General features: G+C 47.7%; 13 protein-coding genes. All 13 read left to right on the forward strand.

Annotated elements, in window-relative coordinates; translation table 11 throughout:
• The first annotated feature begins 17 nt into the window (after positions 1 to 17).
• Positions 18 to 1,739 (forward strand): sensor histidine kinase, encoded by a 1,722-nt coding sequence (locus tag LOZ80_RS06005; RefSeq protein WP_238170576.1) that lies wholly within the window; start codon positions 18 to 20, stop codon positions 1,737 to 1,739.
• Positions 1,736 to 3,331: a response regulator transcription factor gene (locus tag LOZ80_RS06010; protein ID WP_238170577.1), complete on the forward strand. Its 1,596-nt coding sequence runs from the start codon at positions 1,736 to 1,738 to the stop codon at positions 3,329 to 3,331. The genes LOZ80_RS06005 and LOZ80_RS06010 overlap by 4 nt, the downstream gene beginning before the upstream one ends.
• Positions 3,332 to 3,450: 119 nt before the next feature.
• Entirely contained in the window at positions 3,451 to 4,800 is a 1,350-nt protein-coding gene (locus LOZ80_RS06015; RefSeq protein ID WP_238170578.1) for an ABC transporter substrate-binding protein, read from the forward strand.
• A 649-nt stretch (positions 4,801 to 5,449) separates the two neighbouring features.
• Positions 5,450 to 7,246, forward strand: coding sequence for a cache domain-containing sensor histidine kinase (locus tag LOZ80_RS06020; protein WP_238170579.1), 1,797 nt, complete (start codon positions 5,450 to 5,452; stop codon positions 7,244 to 7,246).
• Positions 7,218 to 8,654 (forward strand): helix-turn-helix domain-containing protein, encoded by a 1,437-nt coding sequence (locus LOZ80_RS06025; RefSeq protein ID WP_238170580.1) that lies wholly within the window; start codon positions 7,218 to 7,220, stop codon positions 8,652 to 8,654. The genes LOZ80_RS06020 and LOZ80_RS06025 overlap by 29 nt, the downstream gene beginning before the upstream one ends.
• Positions 8,655 to 8,758: 104 nt before the next feature.
• Positions 8,759 to 10,117 carry an ABC transporter substrate-binding protein gene (locus LOZ80_RS06030; RefSeq protein ID WP_238170581.1) on the forward strand — a complete coding sequence of 453 codons (1,359 nt, stop codon included), beginning with the start codon at positions 8,759 to 8,761 and terminating at the stop codon, positions 10,115 to 10,117.
• Positions 10,118 to 10,217: 100 nt separating this feature from the next.
• Positions 10,218 to 11,087, forward strand: a complete 870-nt coding sequence (locus LOZ80_RS06035; RefSeq protein ID WP_238172909.1) for a carbohydrate ABC transporter permease — start codon at positions 10,218 to 10,220, stop codon at positions 11,085 to 11,087.
• Positions 11,088 to 11,107: 20 nt separating this feature from the next.
• Positions 11,108 to 11,956: a carbohydrate ABC transporter permease gene (locus LOZ80_RS06040; RefSeq protein WP_238170582.1), complete on the forward strand. Its 849-nt coding sequence runs from the start codon at positions 11,108 to 11,110 to the stop codon at positions 11,954 to 11,956.
• A 39-nt stretch (positions 11,957 to 11,995) separates the two neighbouring features.
• Positions 11,996 to 16,708: a cohesin domain-containing protein gene (locus tag LOZ80_RS06045; protein ID WP_238170583.1), complete on the forward strand. Its 4,713-nt coding sequence runs from the start codon at positions 11,996 to 11,998 to the stop codon at positions 16,706 to 16,708.
• Between the two features lie 76 nt (positions 16,709 to 16,784).
• The gene (locus tag LOZ80_RS06050) at positions 16,785 to 18,524 is read left to right on the forward strand and encodes an S-layer homology domain-containing protein (RefSeq protein ID WP_238170584.1); all 1,740 of its coding nucleotides are present in this window, start codon (positions 16,785 to 16,787) and stop codon (positions 18,522 to 18,524) included.
• A 462-nt stretch (positions 18,525 to 18,986) separates the two neighbouring features.
• Entirely contained in the window at positions 18,987 to 19,886 is a 900-nt protein-coding gene (locus tag LOZ80_RS06055) for a carbohydrate ABC transporter permease (protein WP_238170586.1), read from the forward strand.
• Positions 19,887 to 19,904: 18 nt separating this feature from the next.
• Complete coding sequence (locus LOZ80_RS06060) at positions 19,905 to 20,726, forward strand: carbohydrate ABC transporter permease (protein ID WP_337951001.1); 822 nt, start codon at positions 19,905 to 19,907, stop codon at positions 20,724 to 20,726.
• A gap of 28 nt (positions 20,727 to 20,754) precedes the next feature.
• Positions 20,755 to 22,095: an FAD-dependent oxidoreductase gene (locus LOZ80_RS06065; RefSeq protein ID WP_238170587.1), complete on the forward strand. Its 1,341-nt coding sequence runs from the start codon at positions 20,755 to 20,757 to the stop codon at positions 22,093 to 22,095.
• Positions 22,096 to 22,235: the final 140 nt, after the last annotated feature.

The raw sequence follows: 22,235 nt of genomic DNA on the forward strand, positions 1-22,235 counted from the left end.
GCGAAGGGGAGAGAGGAATGATCATCAACAAAAGGCAGCTGTTTTTCTCGCTTCGACTCAAATTTTTACTCGTATTTACGTTGTTTATTGTGGTTCCTATTTTATTGATGTTATTTCTATATTTCATTCAATCTGACAAAATAGTTATGAGACAAATGACCGACACGCAAACTGAGGTTTTAAAGCGGGTAACGGACCGAGCCGATGACATGCTCAATCGGACTTTAAATGTTTCTAATTTGCTTACCAACGATTATGATGTTTTGCAATTGCTTAGAAGTTCGGGGCAGTCCGACTTAAATGACTATCCAACCTATCAGAGGGTTATTGGTCTGCAGAGCAAGATGGACAACTTGATTTCTTATATTTTGGACAATCATGCTATTGTTGCGGTCTATGGATTTAATGGCAGCATCTTTGCGACCAATCAGGATGAAGAGATACTTAAAGTGATGCCTGATTATGCGAAACAAGCCAAGGAAAAAAATGGAGCTCCTGCCTGGGATGTAAACCCTTCTTTGATAGTGAAAGGCCTTGAAGGGAACCAAGAAGGGGGCTTTATTACGATGGTCCGGTTAATCAGGGGGGAGACGACAAAGGGCTATGGGTTTGTCTTTATCGCTTTTCCAATCAAGGAAATGTTTCTCGTTTCCAATGGGTTAGAGGAGGATTCTCCAGCCCAATTCCTCATATCGGATAATAATCGATTGCTCTGGGGCAGGGATGATTTGTGGCATAAGCTTGAAGCGGGAGAAGCGGGTTCCATATTTACGCAAAGCTTAAAAGCAACAGGCTGGCAGTTGCGTTGGATTCCCATGCAGGAGCAATGGATGCAGCAGTTGAAAAACGTACGCACGACAACGACATGGGGTGTTATCGTTTTATTCGCGTGCTTTCTATTCATCTATGTCCTATTTACCCTCCGTTTAATGAAGCCTATTCGCTCGCTTGTGCAGGCCATGGGAAAAGCAGCTTCCGGGAATTTCGAGAAGCCCGCTTTGGCTGGAGGGAACGATGAAATTGGACTGCTAAGCCATCATTTCAACCGTATGCTGTCGAGCTTGAAGGAAATGGTTACGACTCTTCGCGAAGAGCAGCAGCTGAAAGAGGAGGCCAGGTTTCATGCTCTTCAGGCGCAAATTTCTCCCCATTTCCTGTTCAATGCCCTTAATTCTATTAAGTGGCTGGCGTTATTCTCGGGTGCCAAAAACGTTGGGGATATGATTACTTCCTTAGGCATTATGCTCAGCTACAGTATGAAGCAGGAAAGTGAAGTTGTCACACTGCGAGATGAGCTTGATTTCATAGAGCACTATTTTTCGCTGCAAAAAATTCGCTTTAACGATAATATAGACTTGATCATTCAAGTCGATGAAAGTTTGTTGTCTGCGCGTATGCTTAAATTTACCCTTCAACCTATTGTAGAAAACAGTATTATCCATGGGAATCGAATGCCTTTAAGCATCCGTATTGCGGCTTATCAGGAAGATGGGTTGTTGTTTGTCACGATTACAGATAATGGTCAAGGGCTGTCAGAAAGAAAGTTTGCAGACGATGCGCTTGAGGAATCCAATCCCATCAGACAAGGCAAATATAGTGGAATCGGGCTTGAGAATGTGCAGAGTCGGATTCGTATGCATTTCGGGGAACCTTATGGGCTATTGATGCATAATGGCACGGATGTCGGGGTGGAGACGGTTATCAAGCTGCCTTGGAACAGGATGGAGGAGCCAGCATGACCAAGCTTTTATTAGTGGAAGATGAATTTCTGGTGAGGCTCGGGCTCAAGACGTTTATTCCCTGGGAGGAATTCGGCTTTGAATTGATCGGCGAGGCGGTGGATGGATTAGATGCGCTTGCCATTCTTGCTGAGAAGCCATGTGACCTGCTGATTACCGACATTTCCATGCCGAATATGGATGGTATCTCGCTAATGGAACGCGTGAAGGCGTTATATCCGCACATCAAAATTTTAATATTATCCAATTATAATGATTTTGGGTATGTAAGGCGGGCGTTGCAGCTCGGCGCTTCGGACTATATTTTGAAGCTGACGATGAGACCGGAAGATCTGCAAACCAAGCTGCAGCAAATGCAAGAGGAAATTGAGAACGAGCGTAAAAAGCAGGAGGAAACGTTACAACTGAATCGGACTGCGGTTCAATTTCGCCAAGAAATAACGATTGAAAAGCATCTGCGCGATCTCCTGACCATGCAGTACTCGAAGCGGGAAGCGGATGATCTCTCAGAGGAATATGCGAGTCTGCTTCCGTCATTTCCATGGACGGTCTCGATGATGAAAATCGATCGTTATGAGTTTGTTGTAGATGAGAATCGATTTAAGAGTGAAAAGCTGCTGCGCTTTTCCGTTATGAATATACTCAGGGAAATTATGCGCAAATATAAGACGGGGCACATTGTGGAACTGGGTGGGGGACGTTTCGGAATGATAACCGGTACAGGGGCGGAGCCGATGCTTGAGGAGATGACGGAATGCATACAACGCTATCTCAAATTATCTGTCTATTGTGGTACATATTCCCCTGTTGAACGAGCATATGATCTGCATGAAGCGTGTAAGTATGCCGATGAAGCCCTCTTGGAGAGATTTTACAAGGACTCGAATCGTGTCATTCCCTACAGGGAGCAAATGTTTGCAGATCATGCTGTACCCATTGCATCACAAGACGACTGGCTTGATGCGATGGCCCGGCAAGACCAAGAAGCGCTAGAGACTGCTATCAGAAATATGGCTAAGACTTATTTGGAAGATGAAGTATCCCGACCTTATCCAGATCTGGTTAGAGAACGATGGCTGCATGTTGTACATCTATTCGAGGGGTTTCTTCAACATAAAGGAGGAGACCTTTACTCGATTGAGTCCTACGAAGGAAGCTACCCTCATCATGTCGTGAGGACAGCGGAATCTCTACAAGAAATAAGTGAGTGGTTCATTGGTTGGATTGCCGTCTTCTTGGAGCACTTGCGCTCAAACTTGGTTCATCAGCCTCGACCGGAAATTCGAATTGTGCAAAGATTAATTGAAGAAAAGTACAGCACTTCTTTTAAAATGTCCGACTTGGCCAAAGAAGTTAATTTTACGGAGCCGTATTTAAGTTCGTTGTTCAAAAAAGAAACCGGCGAAACGATGATCGACTACATGATCCGTATTCGAATGAAGAAAGCCAGGGAACTGCTTAAAGATCCCACTGTTAAAATTTATGAAGTTGCTGACGCAATCGGCTATTCGGATCCTAATTATTTCGCTAAGCTGTTCAAAAAGATCGAAGGCATATACCCGCAAGAATATCGGAAGCGTTATATTCACTAAAAGTGGATAAAACAAGACAGGTAAGATCTTAAATGAATTCATTACGCAGGAATGATCACTTTGCTATGCTAAGGATGTTCCAAACGGATGAAAACAAGTAAGAGAGGGGTTTTACCAGTATGAAGAAATCGATTTACTCTACCGTATCACTCACAATAGCCGTTAGTTTGATGCTTGCCGGTTGTGCCAAAGGCGACAACCAAACAAGCTCATCGCCTGCAGCTGCGACGACGGCCAGTTCTGCAGCTCCGAAGAAAGCCGTCAAACTTAAGATGTGGGGCGGTATTCCTGAAGAGAGCGGCCCTAAGGATGTGGTCACGAAATGGAATAGCTCGCATCCTGACATCCAAGTGGAGTATACACGTTATGTGAACGACGATAGCGGCAACACGAAGCTTGATACGGCCCTGATCAGCAACTCCGATGCGCCGGACATCTTCTTCAGCTATGGCGAAACGAATTACAATCGCCGAGCCAATGCTGGCGTTACGTATCCATTGGATGATTTGATTAGTAAATATAAGCTTAATGTGGATGATCTTATTGGCAAAGATAATGTTGTCCCGTTCAAAGGAAAAACGCATTATTTGCCGGCCATGAAGCTGTTGTCTTCCGTGATGATTAATCAAACGGCATTGGAGAAAGCGGGAGAGAAGATTCCGGCTCAAGGATGGACATGGGACGACTACATGACTCTGGCCGAGAAGCTGCAAACGGCTGATCAGAAGGGCAGCTTTATCAAGGTTCCGGATGATAATATGGTGCGTTTTGCTATTCTTGAGAATAAGCCAGTGGACTCGTATTATACCGCGGACGGATTGTCCACCTTCGATAGTCCTGCAGTCAAGAAGGGCTTGGAATATCAAAAAGCGCTGCAGGACAAAGGATTGTCGGTGAAGTGGCCGGAAATTATTGCCAACAAGCTGCTTCCTCCCAATGAGCTGCTGACCGGAAAAGCGGCAATGATCTTCGGAGGCACACATTTGCTAAGGAATGTGAAGGATACCAAGAGCTTCCCGCATGAGTTCAAAACGATATTTGCCCCTGTGCCCCAGTTGGAGAAGGGCGGCAAAGTGAATACGGCAGGCTTCAACGACTTCATGTCGATTAATAATACGTCTTCTAACAAGGATGAAGCCTTCCAATTTATCTCGTGGTACTTAACCGAAGGTAATCTCCTCATGATTCCGGGTGGACGTTTGCCGTCTTCCAAGAAGATCGATGTGGATAAAGTGGCTGATCTTATGGTCGGGGATGCAGCAAGCCTGATTAACGTGGATTCTTTGAAGTCTCTAATCAAAGGTGACTATATCTTCCCAGTTCAAACGATCTCTACTGCCTTACCGGAAATGACCAAAATTATTAACGAGGAAACAGAGAAATATGTCATGGGTGTACAACCTTTGGACAAAGCTATACAGAATATGAAAACAAGAGCGGATCAAGCGATTAAGGCTGAGAAAAAATAACTTGTTACGTTGCAAAAGGGACCTGTTGGACTTCTATTTGAAGTCTGCTGGGTCTTTTTTTGGTTGGGGTTTGGTGACTGCTTCGGAGATGTAATGAACGGAGTTGACGCTACCCGGCACTTTATTGGTCGAATGGCGATCATTTGCTTGAAATAGCGCATCCGGAGGGAACTACAGTCCGCTATTCTACCCAAAAGTATCAATATCGCGAGGTTGAGAGAACTACAGTACGCTATTTTGCTGTTTGATGCGAAATTCAGCGCTTTTCGTGGAAATAAGACCCTGTAGTTCCGCTATCGCCGCAGCAACCGAGCTTTTTGCCAAAATAGCGTCCTAGAGTTCCCTCCCTCTGGATTTGTCAGCGGGAACAACAGAACTGTGAGGCTTGCTCCAATTCCTAAGAATTATTATATGAAACTACAAGTTTTAATCTACTGATTCCGTCTTTTGACGTGATACAATCGAAGGTATGATTAAATTCAATAACTCAAAATCGGCCGTGCTTTTGGGCAAAGCGCCTCTTGCTCTTGACAGAGGCTTTTTTGCCAATTCGCAGAAATCGGCGGTTCTTTCGGAGAACGTATACATGTCTCCGTCATGTTTTGTATATTGAAGACATCCGACTACGTTTGGGGAGTGACTCATTACGATGAAAATATGGCGCCGCTTGCTGCCGAACACTTTGAAGATCAGGCTTATCCTAGCTTACATTACCCTCCTGATGGTTCCTTTGTGCTTCGCTATTTTTTATTTGTTTCAGCATTTTGAATCCATTCGCCAGAAGGACATGATGGACCAAATGTCCGAGCGTATGCAGCAGGTTCATGTATCCTTGACGGATATGATGGCATTCGCCTATAAAGCGAACATCATGTTGAGCCAGGACGAGAGTTTGATCCAGATTATGGACGATCCGGAGAAGTATGATCCCTTTGACCGTAAGAAAGTGATCGAAAGCAAAATGTTTGGGATCAATAACAGCTTTTTCTTCCATCAGACGGAGCTGTATTTCCGTTTTATCGACCGTAAAGGCAATGTATACACGTCCTATGCCCCCAATGGTCAGTTGACCAATCGGTTGAAAGAATTGCAAGATTGGCGGAATGCGCTGCAAAGCGGGTCCCATCCCTATCGCTGGACGGCCGATGATTGGAATGATGTGAACGGGAGCCAAGGGAGCAAGCTCCTGAGCCTGTACACCATTCTGGATGACCAGCTGCGGGGAAATTACGGACTGGCGCGCATCAGCATCAACATTCAAGAATGGTTCCGCAGCACGTTAAAGGATAGCCCGGCCAACAAGGATCTGACCATCTTTTCCGGTCAAGGAGAGATCGTTCTGCAAAGCAAGGAAACAGCTTTCAGCAGCGTTATGATGCAAAGGATCATGTCCGCACAGGCGAAGGAAGGACATTTCGAGGATGAACGCGCCTCGTCCCTTGTCAATTACAGCTATCTGGAGGAATTGGACTGGTATGTGGTCAGTCAAATGCCTTTAAGCGAGCTGCAGCAGGAGATTCAGCGATTAAGGCTGATCGCTTTCCTCTTTCTGAGCATTCTGGTCATCGCCTTCGTACTGGTGACTATCTTCCTCTCGGCTCGCATGACGGGACCGCTGTATGTCCTGGAACGGAGCATGGAGGAAGCTTCGGATAAGAAGCTGAATGTCAAAATTACCATTGGCAAGGGTGCAACGGATGAAGTGCGCTCCCTTGGCGAAAGCTTCAACCGGATGATTGATGATGTCGTCGTGCTCATAAACAAGCTTAAGCTGGAGGAACGGCAAAAGCAGGCGGTTCGATTCCAAATGCTGCTTTCCCAAATGAACCCGCATTTTCTGTTGAACACCTTGAACACAGTCAAATGGATGGCCAGAAAAGAAAAGCAGGAAGCGATCGCAGGCATCTGCACCTCTTTGGGGTCCATTCTGGAGGCAAGTTTGGGTTCAGATATTGAGCTGGTTAGTCTCAAAGAAGAAATAAAACTATTGCGCTCCTACGAATCCATACAGTCATTTCGCTTCAGGGATCATTTCACCATCCAATATGAGATGGATGAATCGGTTCATTATGCTCTGGTTCCCAAGCTTAGCCTCCAGCCTCTGGTGGAGAATTCCATCGTCCATGGCTTTGATGAAGCCAAAGGCTGCTGCGCCATCTGGGTCAGAGCCAAGGCGGAAGGAAATTCACTTATTCTGGAGGTGGAAGATAACGGCGTCGGCATGGAAGTGGCTTCCCGCAGGCCAGTACGGCGAAGCGGACACGGGATCGGACTAAGCAACCTGAGAGAAAGGCTGCAGCTGCTTTTTAAGCGGGAGGGCTCCATAGAATTTATATCCAGCGCGGAAGGGACCCTGGTCCGGATCCAGCTGCCATTGTTGATTGCAACGCCTTATTCACAGGAAGGAGAGGGTGGACATGTGGACGGTTTTGCTAGTGGAAGATGAAGGTTTTGTCAGGGAGGCACTCAGGGAAACGGTAGATTGGGAAAGTCACGGCTTTCGTGTTGCGGGTGAGGCGGGTAACGGAAAGGAGGCTTTGGCAGCTATCCTGGAGCTTAAGCCTGATGTCGTAATTGCCGATATTGTCATGCCGGGCATGGACGGGATTGAACTGCTGAAGGAAACACGGAAGGCGGGAATCCGCAGCCGGTTTATTATGCTGACGGCCATGAGCCACTTTGATTACGTTCGGGACGCCCTTCAATACGGTGCCTTCAACTATCTGTTGAAGCTGTCTTTAAACGATGAGGTGCTGTTGGAAAATCTGGCGCGGATCAAGGGGGAAATGCTTGAAGAACTTCGAGGTGCTGGAGAGGCTCTGTATCCTCTTTACCACCGTACTTGGTCGGGCATTCGGGGAATAGGTGCAACGGGACATGAGGATCCGGCTGGAACGGTTGCGGCGGCGGAGAAATTCCGCAGGCTGTGGCTTGATGTGATTGCCGTGCTGAGCGGAGCTGTACCTGCTGACGCCGATCAGATGGGTATTCGGACGGAAGAGTATCTCTTGGTCCAATCCTTCTATGAAGGGGGACAGACAACCTTCTTTTGCTGGAGCTTTCAGATAAAGGCAGACCATGCCCGCTGGAACAAGCCGAAACGTGCGGCCGGACTGGCTGCCGGCAGCAGATTGGCTCGTCTATCTCAGGATTGGCTGCTGGCGCTGAATCAGTTGAACGGCGAGTGGTACGGCGATGCAGCTAGCCAGGTGAAGGAAAGGCACAAATTGCCATCCATCGCGGAGCTGGAAGCCGAACTGATCCGCTGCTTTGAAGAACGTAATGAAACCAAATGCGCCGAAGTGGCCATACATATATGGGATGTTATGGAATCATCTTCATTTTCCCATATGGAAGTTAAAATGCTGGCCTCCCATCTTCTTAATATCCTGGCCATGCTGGCAGGACGCAAATTCGAGGATCATGAGGGAATCGATTCAGCCATAAGCCATGAATCGTTGCTGGCATATGTGCTGCAAACTATAAGGGAGCTTATCCGTCATCTGAAGGAGGAACATGTCAGCTTTACGGACCATCCCGAGGTGAACAGGGTGATTCAATATATGCTGGAGCATTACAAGGAAAATATCCGGGTTACGGATTTAGCCAAGCTGGTAGCCATCAATGTGGACTACTTAAGCACCGTGTTCGGCAAGAAGACCGGACTGACGCCTATCGCTTATTTGCAGAATATCCGGATCGAACAGGCGAAACGCTTGCTGCTGCACGCCAAGCTAAGTGTGGAGGAGATCGCCTTTCAAACGGGCTTTGCCGACGATGCTTATTTCATCAAGGTTTTCAAGCGCATGGTTGGACAAACGCCGAGTTCGTTCAGAAGAGAGAACAATATCTAAGTTTTGTACTATTAACCTACAAGTTTCAACTCTAAGAAGAGAAGGTTCAGATTGGTATAGTTGGGAAGAATCAAACATTAGATTGCAGGGAGGTTACAGGCAAGATGAGAAACAGAAAATGGATGAGAGCAGGGATGGCAGCGCTGATAGCTATACCCTTGGCACTTACCGGCTGCGGTGCACAGGGTGGCAGCAACCAAGCGGAGGGAACGTCTTCCCCTTCCGCAGGCTCGAGCGCAGCGCCTAGTACTGTGCCCAATAAGAATCCGATCAAGCTTACGATGTGGGGAGGCGTGCCGCCCGAGAATGGGCCTCAAGCTGTTGTGGACAACTGGAATAAGCTAAATCCGGATATCCAGGTAGAGTATGTGCGGTTCGTTAATGATGATGCTGGAAATCTAAAGCTGGATACGGCGCTCATTTCCAGCCAGCCTGTGGACATGTACATGAACTATGATTTCAGCCTCTACGAGAAGCGGATCAAAGCAGGCAACGCTCTTGATCTGAGCAAGTTCACGGACTACAATGTGGACGACAAAATGGGTATAGGCGCCTCCTTGTGGAAAGTGGATGGTAAGTATAATGGTGTTCCCACTCAGAAAGGCTTGTCCTTTGTCTGGTTGAACAAGGATATGCTGGATGCCAAGGGTCTTAAGGTTCCTACGGACTGGGGTATGGACGAATTCAGGGATTACGCCAACAAGTTGAAGGGAGACAAGGTATGGGGAGCGGCGCAATCTGATTATTATTTCAATGTGCCCATCAATGGCTCCATGCTGAAGGGAAGTCTGCTGCTGACGAAACCGGACGGCACCTCAGCTTTCGATAGTCCGCTGACAGTAAAGGCGCTTCAAGTGTATTCGGACATGATGTTCAAGGATAAGAGCATCATGCCCCATACGGAGCAAATCACCTCGAAGCCGGCTCTGGACCAGATGTTTGTGAAGGGAGAAACAGCCATGATCTTCTCCACCAATCAGATTTTCAGGACCACTAATAATGTGAAGGATTATCCCCGCACGTTCAAAGTGGCAGCAGCGCCGGCTCCGAAGATAAACAAGGATCAGACCGACTACCTTAATGCAGGCGGATTGGGCGATGTGCTCTCCATTAATCCCCGCACCAAGAATCCGGAAGCAGCCTGGAAATTTATCAAGTGGTATTCGGATAGTGGGATGCTGCCAATGGCGGCAGGCGGAAGAGTGCCATCATCCAAGGACTTTCCTGTCGATGAGGCTATCGCCCTGATGTTCAAAGGCGTGGAGAATACCTATGACATTGATTCCATCAAGCGGGTTATGTTCGGCAGCCTTCCGCTCGGATTAAGCCGTTTGGACAAGAAAACGGGAATCGAACAGCAGGTCATCTATGACAAGGTTTTCACTCAGAAGCTGACTCCCGAAGAAGGGGCGAAGGAACTGGCGCGTGTGCATAACGAGAACTTGCAAGCGGCCAAAAAATAGGAGACGGGAAAGCCAAAGGAGAGGCAGGAATAAACGTGCCTGTCTTCTCCTTTGGCGTAACCCATATTAGAGAGAAAGGTGGTGGCCGATCGTGAACTGGATGAAAAGGCAGAGGTTGCTTGGCTATGTATTCATCGCCCCTAATCTTATTGGCATGATGATTTTCATGCTGATTCCAGCCCTGTTTTCCTTTTATTTGATGTTTACAGATTGGGTATTCGCTAGCGGGGAATCCCCGCATTTTATCGGATTGGACAATTTCAAGATGATGGTGAGAGACGATTTGTTTGCTGTATCGGTCAAGAACACGCTATTGGTGTTAATCCCTGTACCGATTTCAATTATTCTGGGTTTTCTGATCGCAGTCATGTTAAATAATCGCGTCTATCTCCAGAAGACGCTGCGGGCTTTCTTCTTTGCCCCCTATTTTACAAGTGGCATTGCAATTGCGTTCGTCTGGATGGTGCTGTTCCAGCCTGCAAACGGTCCCATTAATGCCTTCTTAAGATCCGTCGGCATAGCGGAGCCTCCCAAATGGTTCGCTTCTCCCGATACAGCGATGTATGCGGTGCTCATTATGATGATCGCAGGCGGCATCGGTTATAACATGATTATTTATTTAGCTGCCCTTCAGGAAATATCCCCGGAGCAGCTGGAAGCCGCCAAGATGGATGGAGCGACGTTCGGGCAATTGCTGCGTCTCATTATTTTACCATTGGTCAGTCCGACGACGCTTTTCCTGATGATTACCGGTTGTATCGGCTCCATCAAGGGCTTTGGCATGATCTATGCCATTACCCAGGGGGGGCCTGCTAATAGTACGACGGTATTTTCCATTTTCGCATACAAGAAAGCCTTCAACTTTTATGAAATGGGGTATGCATCGGCCGTTTCGTGGAGCATGTTTCTGCTTATCCTAGGCATTTCGCTTATTCAGTGGGCAGGTCAGAAAAAATGGGTCCATTATTAGGGAAGGGGGAAAGACGCAACATGAATGCAAGAAGTACCAGAATAATCAAGGGACGGCTGGGCAAAGGCTTGAACACGATCATCATGGCTCTTTTCAGCTTGCTTTTGCTTTTGCCAATGATCTGGATGATCAGCACCTCGTTTAAGAAACCTAAGGACGTCTTCACCTACCCGATCCAGTGGATTCCGTTTGACCCGGTGTTAATCAATCACATCAAGGTCTGGACCACTGGAGACGGATTTCTCCTCTTTTATCTAAACTCTCTGAAGATATCGGTGTTTCTGATGATTGGAGCGCCGCTGCTTGCCGCATTGGCCGCATATGGGTTCAGTCGTATTGAGTTTAAGGGCAGAAACGCTATTTTTCTGTTGTATTTATGTCTGATGATGATTCCGCAGCAAGTGCTGTTTGTTCCTAAATTCATCATGTTTGAATGGATGCATATTTACAATACTCATTGGGCGCTGATTCTCCCGGGCTTGTTTACGGTATTCGGCGTATTCATGATCCGGCAATTTTTCATGAGTATTCCGCATGAAATATCCGAGGCTGCCTTCATTGACGGGGCAGGACATTTCCGAATTTTCTTGCAATTGTTCCTGCCGCTCTCCAAACCTGTGCTAGCCACCTTCGCGATCATTGATTTTACATGGACGTGGAACGATTATGAGAATGCGCTAATTTTCCTGCTGGACAAGAAGCTTTACACGGTTCCGCTTGGCATGCAGAACTTCATGCTGGAAGCCGGCGTAGACTACAACTTGATGATGGCTGCCGCCACAGCAGGCGTCGTGCCTCTGCTCATCGTATTTTTCTTGGGTCAGAAGTATATTATTCAAGGCTTTTCAAGCTCGGCGGTTAAGGGATGATAACGGATACCAGTTAGAATAAGGAGGAATGAACGGCCTATGATAAAAAAGTTGGGTGTAATCCTTCTCGCAATTTGTTTGTCAGGCATTTGGAACGGCATTGGACAATGGCATACGGACCGCGTGTATGCAGCTGAAGAAACCGCATCTGTACAAGAAGCAGTCATGAATACGGGACAACCAGCTCTTGCAGCAGCGGATTTTAACTACGTAATCAGTGATTTTGAGCAAGGGAATGATGCGTGGAATTTTAGTCTCGGCGATACGCCTGCTGTACAGGGAAGCTTCAATGTAATCGAAGCGGTTTATAGTTACCAAGGGAGCCATTCGGGGCAATTGCTAGCGGATTTCAGTAAAAGACCAGCGGGCTCGCCGTATGTGTTAATTAAAAAAGAGATGGAAGATCTAGACATTACCCAATTTGCGTTCTGGGTCAAAACCGCGGATCTGAAGTCTGTACGTATACGAACAACGGATTCGACGGGACAGACGTTCCAGCAGCGAATTACTCTGCAAGGCACATCCGATTGGCAGCAGGTAGTCGTCAGTCAAATGGGGGCGAAGTCGTTTACGTACTGGAACGGCGCCAATGACGGGATATGGCATAAGCCAGCCAAGGACATATCGATATTTTTCGATCGCTTTGACATTAAGAATGGCGCGTTGACGGCTGCTGTGCTGGTAGACCAGATAACAGCTCAAGTAACGGTTCCGCCGAAGGATTTTGATCATGTAATCAGCGACTTTGAGCATGAAAATGATGAATGGCTCTTTAGCTTCGGCGATACGGCCGCCGTCAAGAGCAGCTATAAGGCGATTCAGTCAGCTGAAAGCTATAAAGGGAACTACATGGGGCAATTATTAGCAGATTTCAGCAAAAGCCCTGCGGGTTCGCCATATGCGTCTATAAAAAAGACGGTGGATGACCTGGACATCGAACAACTTGCCCTCTGGGTCAAAACCGCGAATTTGAAGTCCGTACGCATACGAACAACAGACGCAACAGGGCAAACGTTTGAACAGCGACCTACTTTGCAAAATACATCCGATTGGCAGCAGATCGTACTCAGTCAAATGGGATCGAAGTCGTTTACGCACTGGAACGGTGCCAACGACGGGATATGGCATGAGCCGGCCGGTACCATAACGATACTCTTCGACCGTTTTGACATTAAGAATGGCGGGTTAACAGCCTCTCTGCTGGTTGATCAGATTACGGCTCAGCTTGGCAGCTGGCTGCCAGAGCTGAAAATTCAACAAACCGTACTTGGCAATGTTTTTCTGGATCATGAGCCAAATACTTTTATTGTAAGATCCGGAAGGCCGATACTAAATTGGATCGCTTATGATATTTATGGCGCGAGAGTCGCTTCAGGAAGCGAGAGGACGAACGCCGGGGAGGCCCGGATAACAGTACCTTTCAGCAAATTGGGCTATTTTACGCTGGAAGTTTCTGCTGAGCAGCCTGGTAGTGAACCGCTAGTCCGAAATACAGCTTACGCGGTCGTTTCTTCTGCTTTGCCGTCCGGTAATGGCAACTCGCCATTTGGCGTCAGCACGCATATGGGTTGGACTGCCTCTGGCTGGAGTAAAGAACTAAGTAAGCTTATTCGATACATGGGGGCATCGTATGTCAGGGATGGCATGGAATGGACCAGCATCGAGAAAGAAAAGGGTGTCTATGCCTTTGCTCCTACACCGGACGACTATATGAAAAAGCTTGCGGAGAATGATATAAAGATGCTCTTAGTAGCGGCATTCAATAATCCGTACTATGATAACAATGGCACGCCCTTCACGGATGCGGGAAGAAGGGGGCTTGCCGAATACGCCAAGGCCTATGTGGGGCGTTACAAGGATCAACTTATCGGGATCAACGTATACAATGAATTCAATGGCGGGTTTGGCAAAAGGGGCAACAGCCCTGCCAATTCACAGCCGGACTATTACTTCAAGTTGATGAAAGAGACCTATAATGTAGTCAAGCCGGCGTACCCCGATGTGCCGGTTGTAGGCATCGTCTCCGGTGGTGTTGACTTGAACTGGATTGAAGGCGTACTGAAGGGCGTGGGACAAGGCGAGGATAAAAACGCCGGCCTCAAATATCTGGATGCGGTGTCCGTTCAGACGTATATGGATCCGAACGCTCCTGACGAGGTATTCGCCAAACTGGAAGATCTGAAAACCTTGATTAGGAAATACAATGACGGCAAGCTTGTACCCATCTGGGTGACCGAATTCGGCTCGCCGACACATCAATCCGCCAAAGGGGTCGACGAGAAGACGCAGGCCAATTATTTACCGCGCGGATTTGTTAAGGGACTGGAACTCGGACTTGAACGGATGAACTGGTATGATTTCATGAATGACGGACTTAAAGCTGATTATAATGAAGACAACTTCGGTTTGGTCCGGCATAAAGATGACCCGATAGGGGCTTATACACCAAAGCCTGCCTATGCGAGCTATGCTGCTATGAGCAGGCAACTGGATGGCGCTGTTTTCGAAAGGGAGGAGCCATTCAGCGCCCCGATTAAAAGTAATTTGTTCTCGAAAGCCGGCGAAGCTCTCAGAGTCGTCTGGGCATCGGAGGAAACCCAAGCCGTGATTGAAACGGGCAACATGGTGGAAGTTACGGATTTTATGGGCAACACAGAGATGTACACACCGCATAATGGCAAGATCTATATGACGCTGACAGGAGAACCTGTTTATATCAAAGGAGTCATAAGCCGGATCGTGAAGGACGACACTTTTGCTGTCTTCGGGGAGCAAGGGGCTGTAGGCGATCAGCATCCGTTCACATTGACAGCGAAAAACGAGAGTGAACCTAAGTTCGCTATAACAGCGCAGATGGAGGACAGCAGCTATCCACTTGTAGCTTTGCAAGGACAAATGTCAGCGCTTTCCCTTGTAGTTGGCGAGACGCGGGAAGGCTTCCGTTCGGTAGCGATTCACTTATTGGACGAAGCAGGCAACAAGATAGGCAAGCTGCAGCATGAGGTTGTTACAGGGATGCCGAACAAGGTTACTGTCAGACCTGTGATGCAGCAGACTGAAGAGCCATACGGTCAGATGTTGAATGTGGATATTGCAAACTTTAGAAAGGCCGCAGGTCTTACTGTTAACCGTATAACCTGGCGGATTGGAGGACAGTCGGGCGTAGAACTTGTCAACACGAATGTGCTCCCGGGAAGTAAACAGCTATTCAGCATCCCGCTTAGCCCGATCGCTCTTGGAGGGGATCAGCCGACATCCATCCGCGTCGAGTTTGCTGAGCAGGAGCCTTATGTGTATGAAGGTAATCTCAGCTTTAATCCGGTCTATCAGGGGGCGATTGCGCTCAATAACCACATAGAGCCGGAAATTGTCGCATTAGCGCCTACCATCGATTTGTCACAGGGCAAGCCTGTCCTGCTCTCCGGTCATAGCGGAAATATTGGAGTGAGCGGACAAGCCTGGCTCCACTATGATCAGGATCATTTGTATCTGACCGCAAAAATTAAGGATGATGTTCATGCGGCGGCGGCATCCGGGGCTAATATATGGAATAATGACGGCATTCAGTTTGCTTTGTCCCCTGGAATTCCTGGTGAAAGTCTGGGTTGGTATGAGTACGGTGTTTCGGATACGCCTGATGGTCCGCAAATATATCGCTGGACAACGATGGGTGGATTGCCGGCAGGGCAGGTGCATAATGGCGAAGCCGTGGTAACAAGGGATGAGGAGCAGAAGCTGACGATCTATAAGCTTGCTTTGCCATGGTCGGAGTTGACGCCGATTCAGCCCATGCTCGGAGATGTTATGAGCTTCTCTCTGCTCGTGAATGAGAATGACGGCAACGGAAGAAAAGGCTGGGTGGAATGGGGCTCCGGAATTGGCAATGAGAAGAGGCCAAGTCTGTTCCGGTCCATGCAGTTCCAGACGGGCAGAACTTTAAAGGAAGGCGTTGTATTGTCCGGACCGACTTCCGTAAACATCGGGCAAGCGCTGGACTTGACATACAGTCTGGTTAACGTCACATCAAGCGTATATGCGAAATCGGTGACTGTTCATTACGATCCAGCGCTGCTTCAATATGCCGGGGTGGAATCCATGCTTGAGAAATTTACGGTTGTCGGCTCTACGTATGGTGCAGGAGAAATTAAAATTTTGGAAGCGGGTCTAAATTCTCCTGTCACAGGATCAGTGAACCTGCTCAAGCTGCACTTCCGAACTTTGGCCGATTCGCCAGCGGTGACAACCAGTGTCTATGTCACGGACGTTCTCGCCTCCGACCAGTTCGGACACGAAATAACGCTCAACACCGGTCCAGCATTTAGTGTACAACTGGTCGTTGACATAACGGCGCTGCATACAGCGATTGCCGAAGCGGATGCTGATATCCTTGCAGCTGCAGCGATTAACAGGAACTTGGGCGATCATCTCTACGGCCATTATCCCAATGCTTCTATCGAAGCTTTGAAGGGTGCTGTTGCAACTGCAAGAGCAGCGGCCGCCAATTCCGACGCCAGTCAGGCGGCAGTCGATTTGGCCAAGCGGAAGATGGAAGATGCGCTCAGCACGTTCCATGCGTCAATTAATTCGATCATGAGGCTTGGCGATTTGGGCGTCATGGCGGCACGTTACGGTGAATCAGCAACTCCAGCGCCTAACAGCCTTTGGCACGAAATTGCCATGTATGATTTCGACAAAGACGGAGTGCTGGGCATTAACGACCTTTCGCATCTGGCGAGAAATATGATCAACTAATAGATGGGAATACCGAATGGGGAAAAGGGCCTCCGCGCCTTTTTTCCATCTGAATCTGAAGAAGGGAGGCCTAGCCGTGACACGTAAATTATTGGCTATTTATCTCATTCTGGCACTATGCACTGCCATGATTCCTGCCGGGGTGGCTGCTCAGACAGAAGAGAATGTGTTCAACCTCATCCCGTCAGCTTCGACGCTGAAAGTGAACGATACTTTTACTGTGACATTGGAAGGGAAAAGTCTGACAGATCTATATGCCCAAGAAGTCACGTTGACGTATGACCGCAATCTCCTTCAGTATGTGGACACGAAACAAATCATTGAAGGTTTTTCTGTACCCCCGGAGGTTAAAGAGAACACGATTCGTTTGGCTTCTACATTAACGGCTCCCGTAACGAAGGGGAAAACGGGAGACCAGCTGCTATATCGGCTCACCTTTAAAGCAATCGGTAAGGGAAGCACGACCGTCAAACTGACCAGTCTGGCGTGGCTTGATTCGAAGGATGCATTTGTCAAACATGGTGGTACGAAAGGTGCGGCAGCTGATCTCGAGATTCGTTCGCAGGATTCCCCATCCCCTGGCGGCGATTCTTCTTCGTCGCCACCTTCGTCGATTTCTACGCCAACACCTTCGCCGAATCCGACGTCAAACCCTTCTGCTACTGTGGTTGTAGTGAAAGCGCTGACGGATGCCGATGGCGTTGCATCCGCCACCGTCAACGCGGAGGAACTGCAGAAGGCAATCGACACTGCTAAAGCGCAGACGATTTTTATTGAAGTAAAATCTGTGGATGCTGCCAGGGAAGTAAAGGTGCGAATTCCACTGAAGCAGCTCCAATTAGCCAAAGATAAGCAGATTATAATAATTGCGGTCGACACAGGGCTTGCAACGGTCTCGATTAACCCGAACCTGCTGAAGAACCATGTCAACGAAACAGGCGGCAATCTGGAGCTTTCCGTCGTCAAGGTGGATCCTTCTGCATCATTGCCGTCCAAAGTTCGGGAGAGGCTGAGCGGCAGCCAAACCGTATACGACTTCAGGATGAGTGTAAACGGGAAGAAGCTTGATAAATTCGACGTTAACGATGTGAAAGTAGAGATTCCCTATACGCTGAAACCGGGAGAGAACCAGAACAAAGTGATCATCTGCTCCATCACCGATGATGGTAAGCTGGAAGTGATTAAGAACGGCAAATATAATCCTGCAACAAGCAAAGTGACGTTTAAGCCGAAGCACTTCAGCCAGTATGCAGTTACATATGGCAATGTTGCTTTTCAGGACTTTGCGGGAGCGGAATGGGCTGTGGATGCCGTCGAAGGCTTGGCAGCTAGGGAGGCGATCGACGGTGTGGGCATGGGAAACTTTAATCCGAGTGGGGACGTGACCCGTGAGGAGTTCATTGCCATACTGATGCGCACATTTGATCTTGTCGATACCGAAGCGGAAGCGACGTTTCATGACGCTGATCCGGATGCCTGGTATTACAGTGCTGTCGCTTCAGCACAGAAGCTGGGCATTGTGAACGGCAAGGAGGATGGAAGTTTCGGCATCCATGACAAGATCAGCAGGCAAGATATGGCGGTTATAATATATAGGGCTGCCGAAATGCTCAATGCCGGGTTGACGCAATCCGAACCGGATGCTCCATTCGCAGATCAAGCTCAGATTTCGGGCTACGCCCTGGAGGCGGTAACTGCTGTCCGGCAATCCGGCATTGCGAGCGGCATGAGCGGCAACATCTTCGCGCCGAAAGCCCCATCTACCAGGGCGCAGGCGGCTGCGGTCATCTACCGGTTATATCTGGGAGCAAGGTAATAAGAAGAGCGAATCAAAGAAATCCGGTTGTCATCTGCGTATGCAGATAACAACCGGATTTCTTGCTGTTTGTTCGCCTCGCGCGGAGATAAGGGAACCACAGTCCGCTATTCTACCCAAAAGTATTAATATCGCGAGGTTGAGAGAACTACAGTACGCTATTTTGCTGTTTGATGCGAAATTCAGCGCTTTTCGTGGAAATAAGACCCTGTAGTTCCGCTATCGCCCTAACCTCCCTGCTATTTGCCTAAATAGCGTCCTACAGTTCCCTTAACAGGAATTGTCGCCATAAGCGGCTGATCTCTCAAGGCGGCGAGGCCGGTTTTCTCACGCCTATTTTTAAATTTGTTTCCCTACATCTTAAAATCAACGCTGTAACAACCTAAATCACGCCATTCCACTCGGATTCGTTACTGATTATGATACGGGTATGGGTTTAATATGGCTAAATGGGGTGGCATCATGCGACGAGTGTCCAAGCATAACAGGAAGGAACAATTGGCGGGTTATTTGTTTATTTTGCCGAATTTTCTCGGCGTTTTTTTCTTCGTCATTCTACCTCTGCTGTTCAGTTTTATGCTGATTTTTGCAGATTGGGATTATTTAAAAGGCTTTGCTGGGCTAAGTTTTGCTGGACTAGGAAATCTTGAGAAATTAGTGAATGACGTGTATTTATGGCACGCACTGCGGAACAATCTGATTCTAACAGGCGTAACGGTGCCCAGTGCTATGGCGATTGGTCTGGTTGTGGCTGTGCTGCTGAACCGGCATGTTTATGCCAAAGGTTTATTGCGAACTTTGTTTTTCCTGCCTTATGTCAGCAGTTTGGTGGCCGTTTCTGTGGTTTGGAGCGTGCTTTACAATGCCCAAGAGGGCCCGATCAACGCCTTCCTTAGATCGCTGGGGATTGACAATCCTCCCGGGTGGTTGGGGAGTGCGGCGTGGGCTTTGCCGGCTATCATCATTATGGTCGTGTGGACGTACATCGGATACACGATGGTGCTTTATATGGCGGGACTGCAAGGAATTCCCAAAGATTTGTATGAAGCGGCTTCGATTGACGGTGCCACAGGGATGAGGCAGTTTTTCAAAATCACGGTTCCCATGCTGAAGCCTACGACCTTTTTGATTGGGATTACACTGATTATTTCCACCTTCCAGGTCTTTGCCGTTGTGAATGTGATGACGCAAGGCGGACCGGTCAATTCGACCATGGTTATCGCGTATCATATTTATCTCACTGCCTTCCAGAATTACAAAATGGGTTATGCGGCAGCGATGTCCTGGGTTTTATTCATCATCATTTTTTCGATTACTTTGGTTCAGTGGCGCAGTCAGAAGAAGTGGCAGCAGCATTTTTAATGGAGGAGTGGGTTCGTAGTGATATCTTTGCGAAAATTAAGCGTTTCCCTTGTCATGTTGGCATTGGGCATCATTGTTTTGATTCCGTTTATTTGGATGATTTCTTCATCCTTCAAAATTCAAGCTGATTTATTTAAATACCCGATCAATTGGATTCCCCAAAATCCGATTCTCTCGAACTACGAAGAGGTTTGGGGCGGCAAATACAAATTTGCTTTGTTTTACTGGAACTCGGCCAAAATCACCTTCTTTACGGTTGTCGGCTCCATCATCACCAGTTCCCTGGCTGGGTTCGCATTCGCCAAACTGAATTTTAAGGGAAGAGATTTTATCTTCCTTATGTACTTGGCAACGATGATCATCCCCGCTCAGGTGCTGCTTGTCCCTAGGTTTATCCTGTTCGATCGCGTTGGCTTGGTGAACACGCACTGGGCCGTCATTTTACCGGGGATTTTCACTGTATTCGGAACATTTCTGATGAGACAATTTTTCAGTACGATCCCCGGTGAGCTTCTTGAAGCGGCAAAAGTGGATGGAGCAGGATTTTTCCGAATCTATTGGCAAATTTGCTTGCCATTAACGAAGCCTGCCATCGTAACACTTCTCATCCTGACCTTTACATGGCATTGGAATGAATATGAGAATCCGTTGATCTTCCTGCGCTCGAGTGAATTGTTCACTCTACCGATTGGTCTTTCCAGCTTTGTAGATGAATATGGCGCGAATTATTCGTTGATTATGGCTGCTTCCGTTTCGGCGCTGCTTCCTCTTATCATTGTTGTAGCTATTTTCCAAAGATTTTTTGTTGAAGGCATTGCCAGCAGCGGTCTGAAAGGGTAAGCCTAATTTTATTAAAGGAGTGATAACCATGAATGATTGGACAAACGATTTTGATATTGTGATTGTTGGGGCAGGCGTAGGCGGCATTTGTGCAGCTTTGGCTGCTTCAAGATTACACAGCAAGGTACTGCTTATTGAAAAAATGAGTGAGATTGGCGGAACGGGCGTCCATGCGGCAATCGCTTTAGTATGCAAGTTTCGTGATCATGATGGAAGATGTGTGAACACGGGGATTCACAAGGAATTATTCCCTCAGGCTTATCAGAATACGGGCTTGACCTTTGACGAGGAAACGGTATCCAGCTATGACGAACAGGAATTAAAAGAAACGTACCATCGATTAATTCAAAAAGAGAAAAATCTGACCGTATGGACAGACTGTGAAGTAGACGCTGTACAAGTGGAAGATGGCAATATTCGTTCAGTGACGATCACTGGATCTAAGCAAACACGTGTATTCGGTCGTGTATTCCTAGACGCCACAGCAGATGGGAATTTGTCCGCATTGGCAGGAGCAGAGTTTCAAAAGGGGCGAGAAAAAGATGGAAAGATGCAGATGGCAACGGTAACTTTTAAGCTGACTGGATTCGATCCCTCGTTGTTCAAAGTAAAGGATGTTACAAGCTGGGGCTGCTTTTTTTGGCTGGAAGAGACGCTCAAGCCTTATTATATGGCGATGAAACAGAGAACGAACAGCACGAATATGCGTCAGGGCGTACTAGCATTCCCTTATCCAGACGGCAAAGCATTCCTGTTTAATTCGACGGCTGTGAACGATGTTGATCCCACGATTCCGGGATCCGTTGAACGTGCCTTCGAAATCGGCAAAGCTCAAGTATATGAATTAGTTGAAGCAATCAGGGAGCATCCTGCCTTTCGGGAGGCGAAGATCGAGACTATTTTCGCCAAGTTAGGGGTGCGTGAAGGACGCAGAGTTATCGGCGATTATATGTTAACCGGAGAAGACTGTCTGCAAGTACGCAAGTTTGATGATATGGTGGCAGCGTGTGCTTATGATGTGGATGTTCATGATCCAGATGGAAATAAAAATCACCAGGAGTATATGACCATTTTGCCGAGCCCGGGGTATTATCATATTCCGTATCGCAGTCTTATTGCGAAAGGATTTGGCAATCTGTTGTTAAGCTCGCGCTGCATTAGTGGTACCTTTGAAGCCCACGCTTCTTACCGTGTCATGTCAGGAATAAGCGCTATTGGCGAAGCAGCAGGAACTGCAGCAGCCTTAACCGTCAAATCTGGCTTCAGCGATGTTCGTATGATTTCTGCCGAAGAGATTCGGTATATTCTCCAAACCCGGGGCCAATTCGTAGAAGGTGCTGTCAAGGAGACACATGTGTTGATTAAATAAATGAAGCACAAAGGCATATACTGGGCGCTATACGATGAACGGTGTATGCCTTTTTAATTTTTGAATGGAAGAGGGAGGTGAGAGGACACACACGGTTTCGAATTCTATTGAAAATGATTTACATTTGAAGGGAGATGTAT

The organism is Paenibacillus sp. HWE-109 (assembly GCF_022163125.1).
Lineage (GTDB): Bacteria > Bacillota > Bacilli > Paenibacillales > NBRC-103111 > Paenibacillus_E.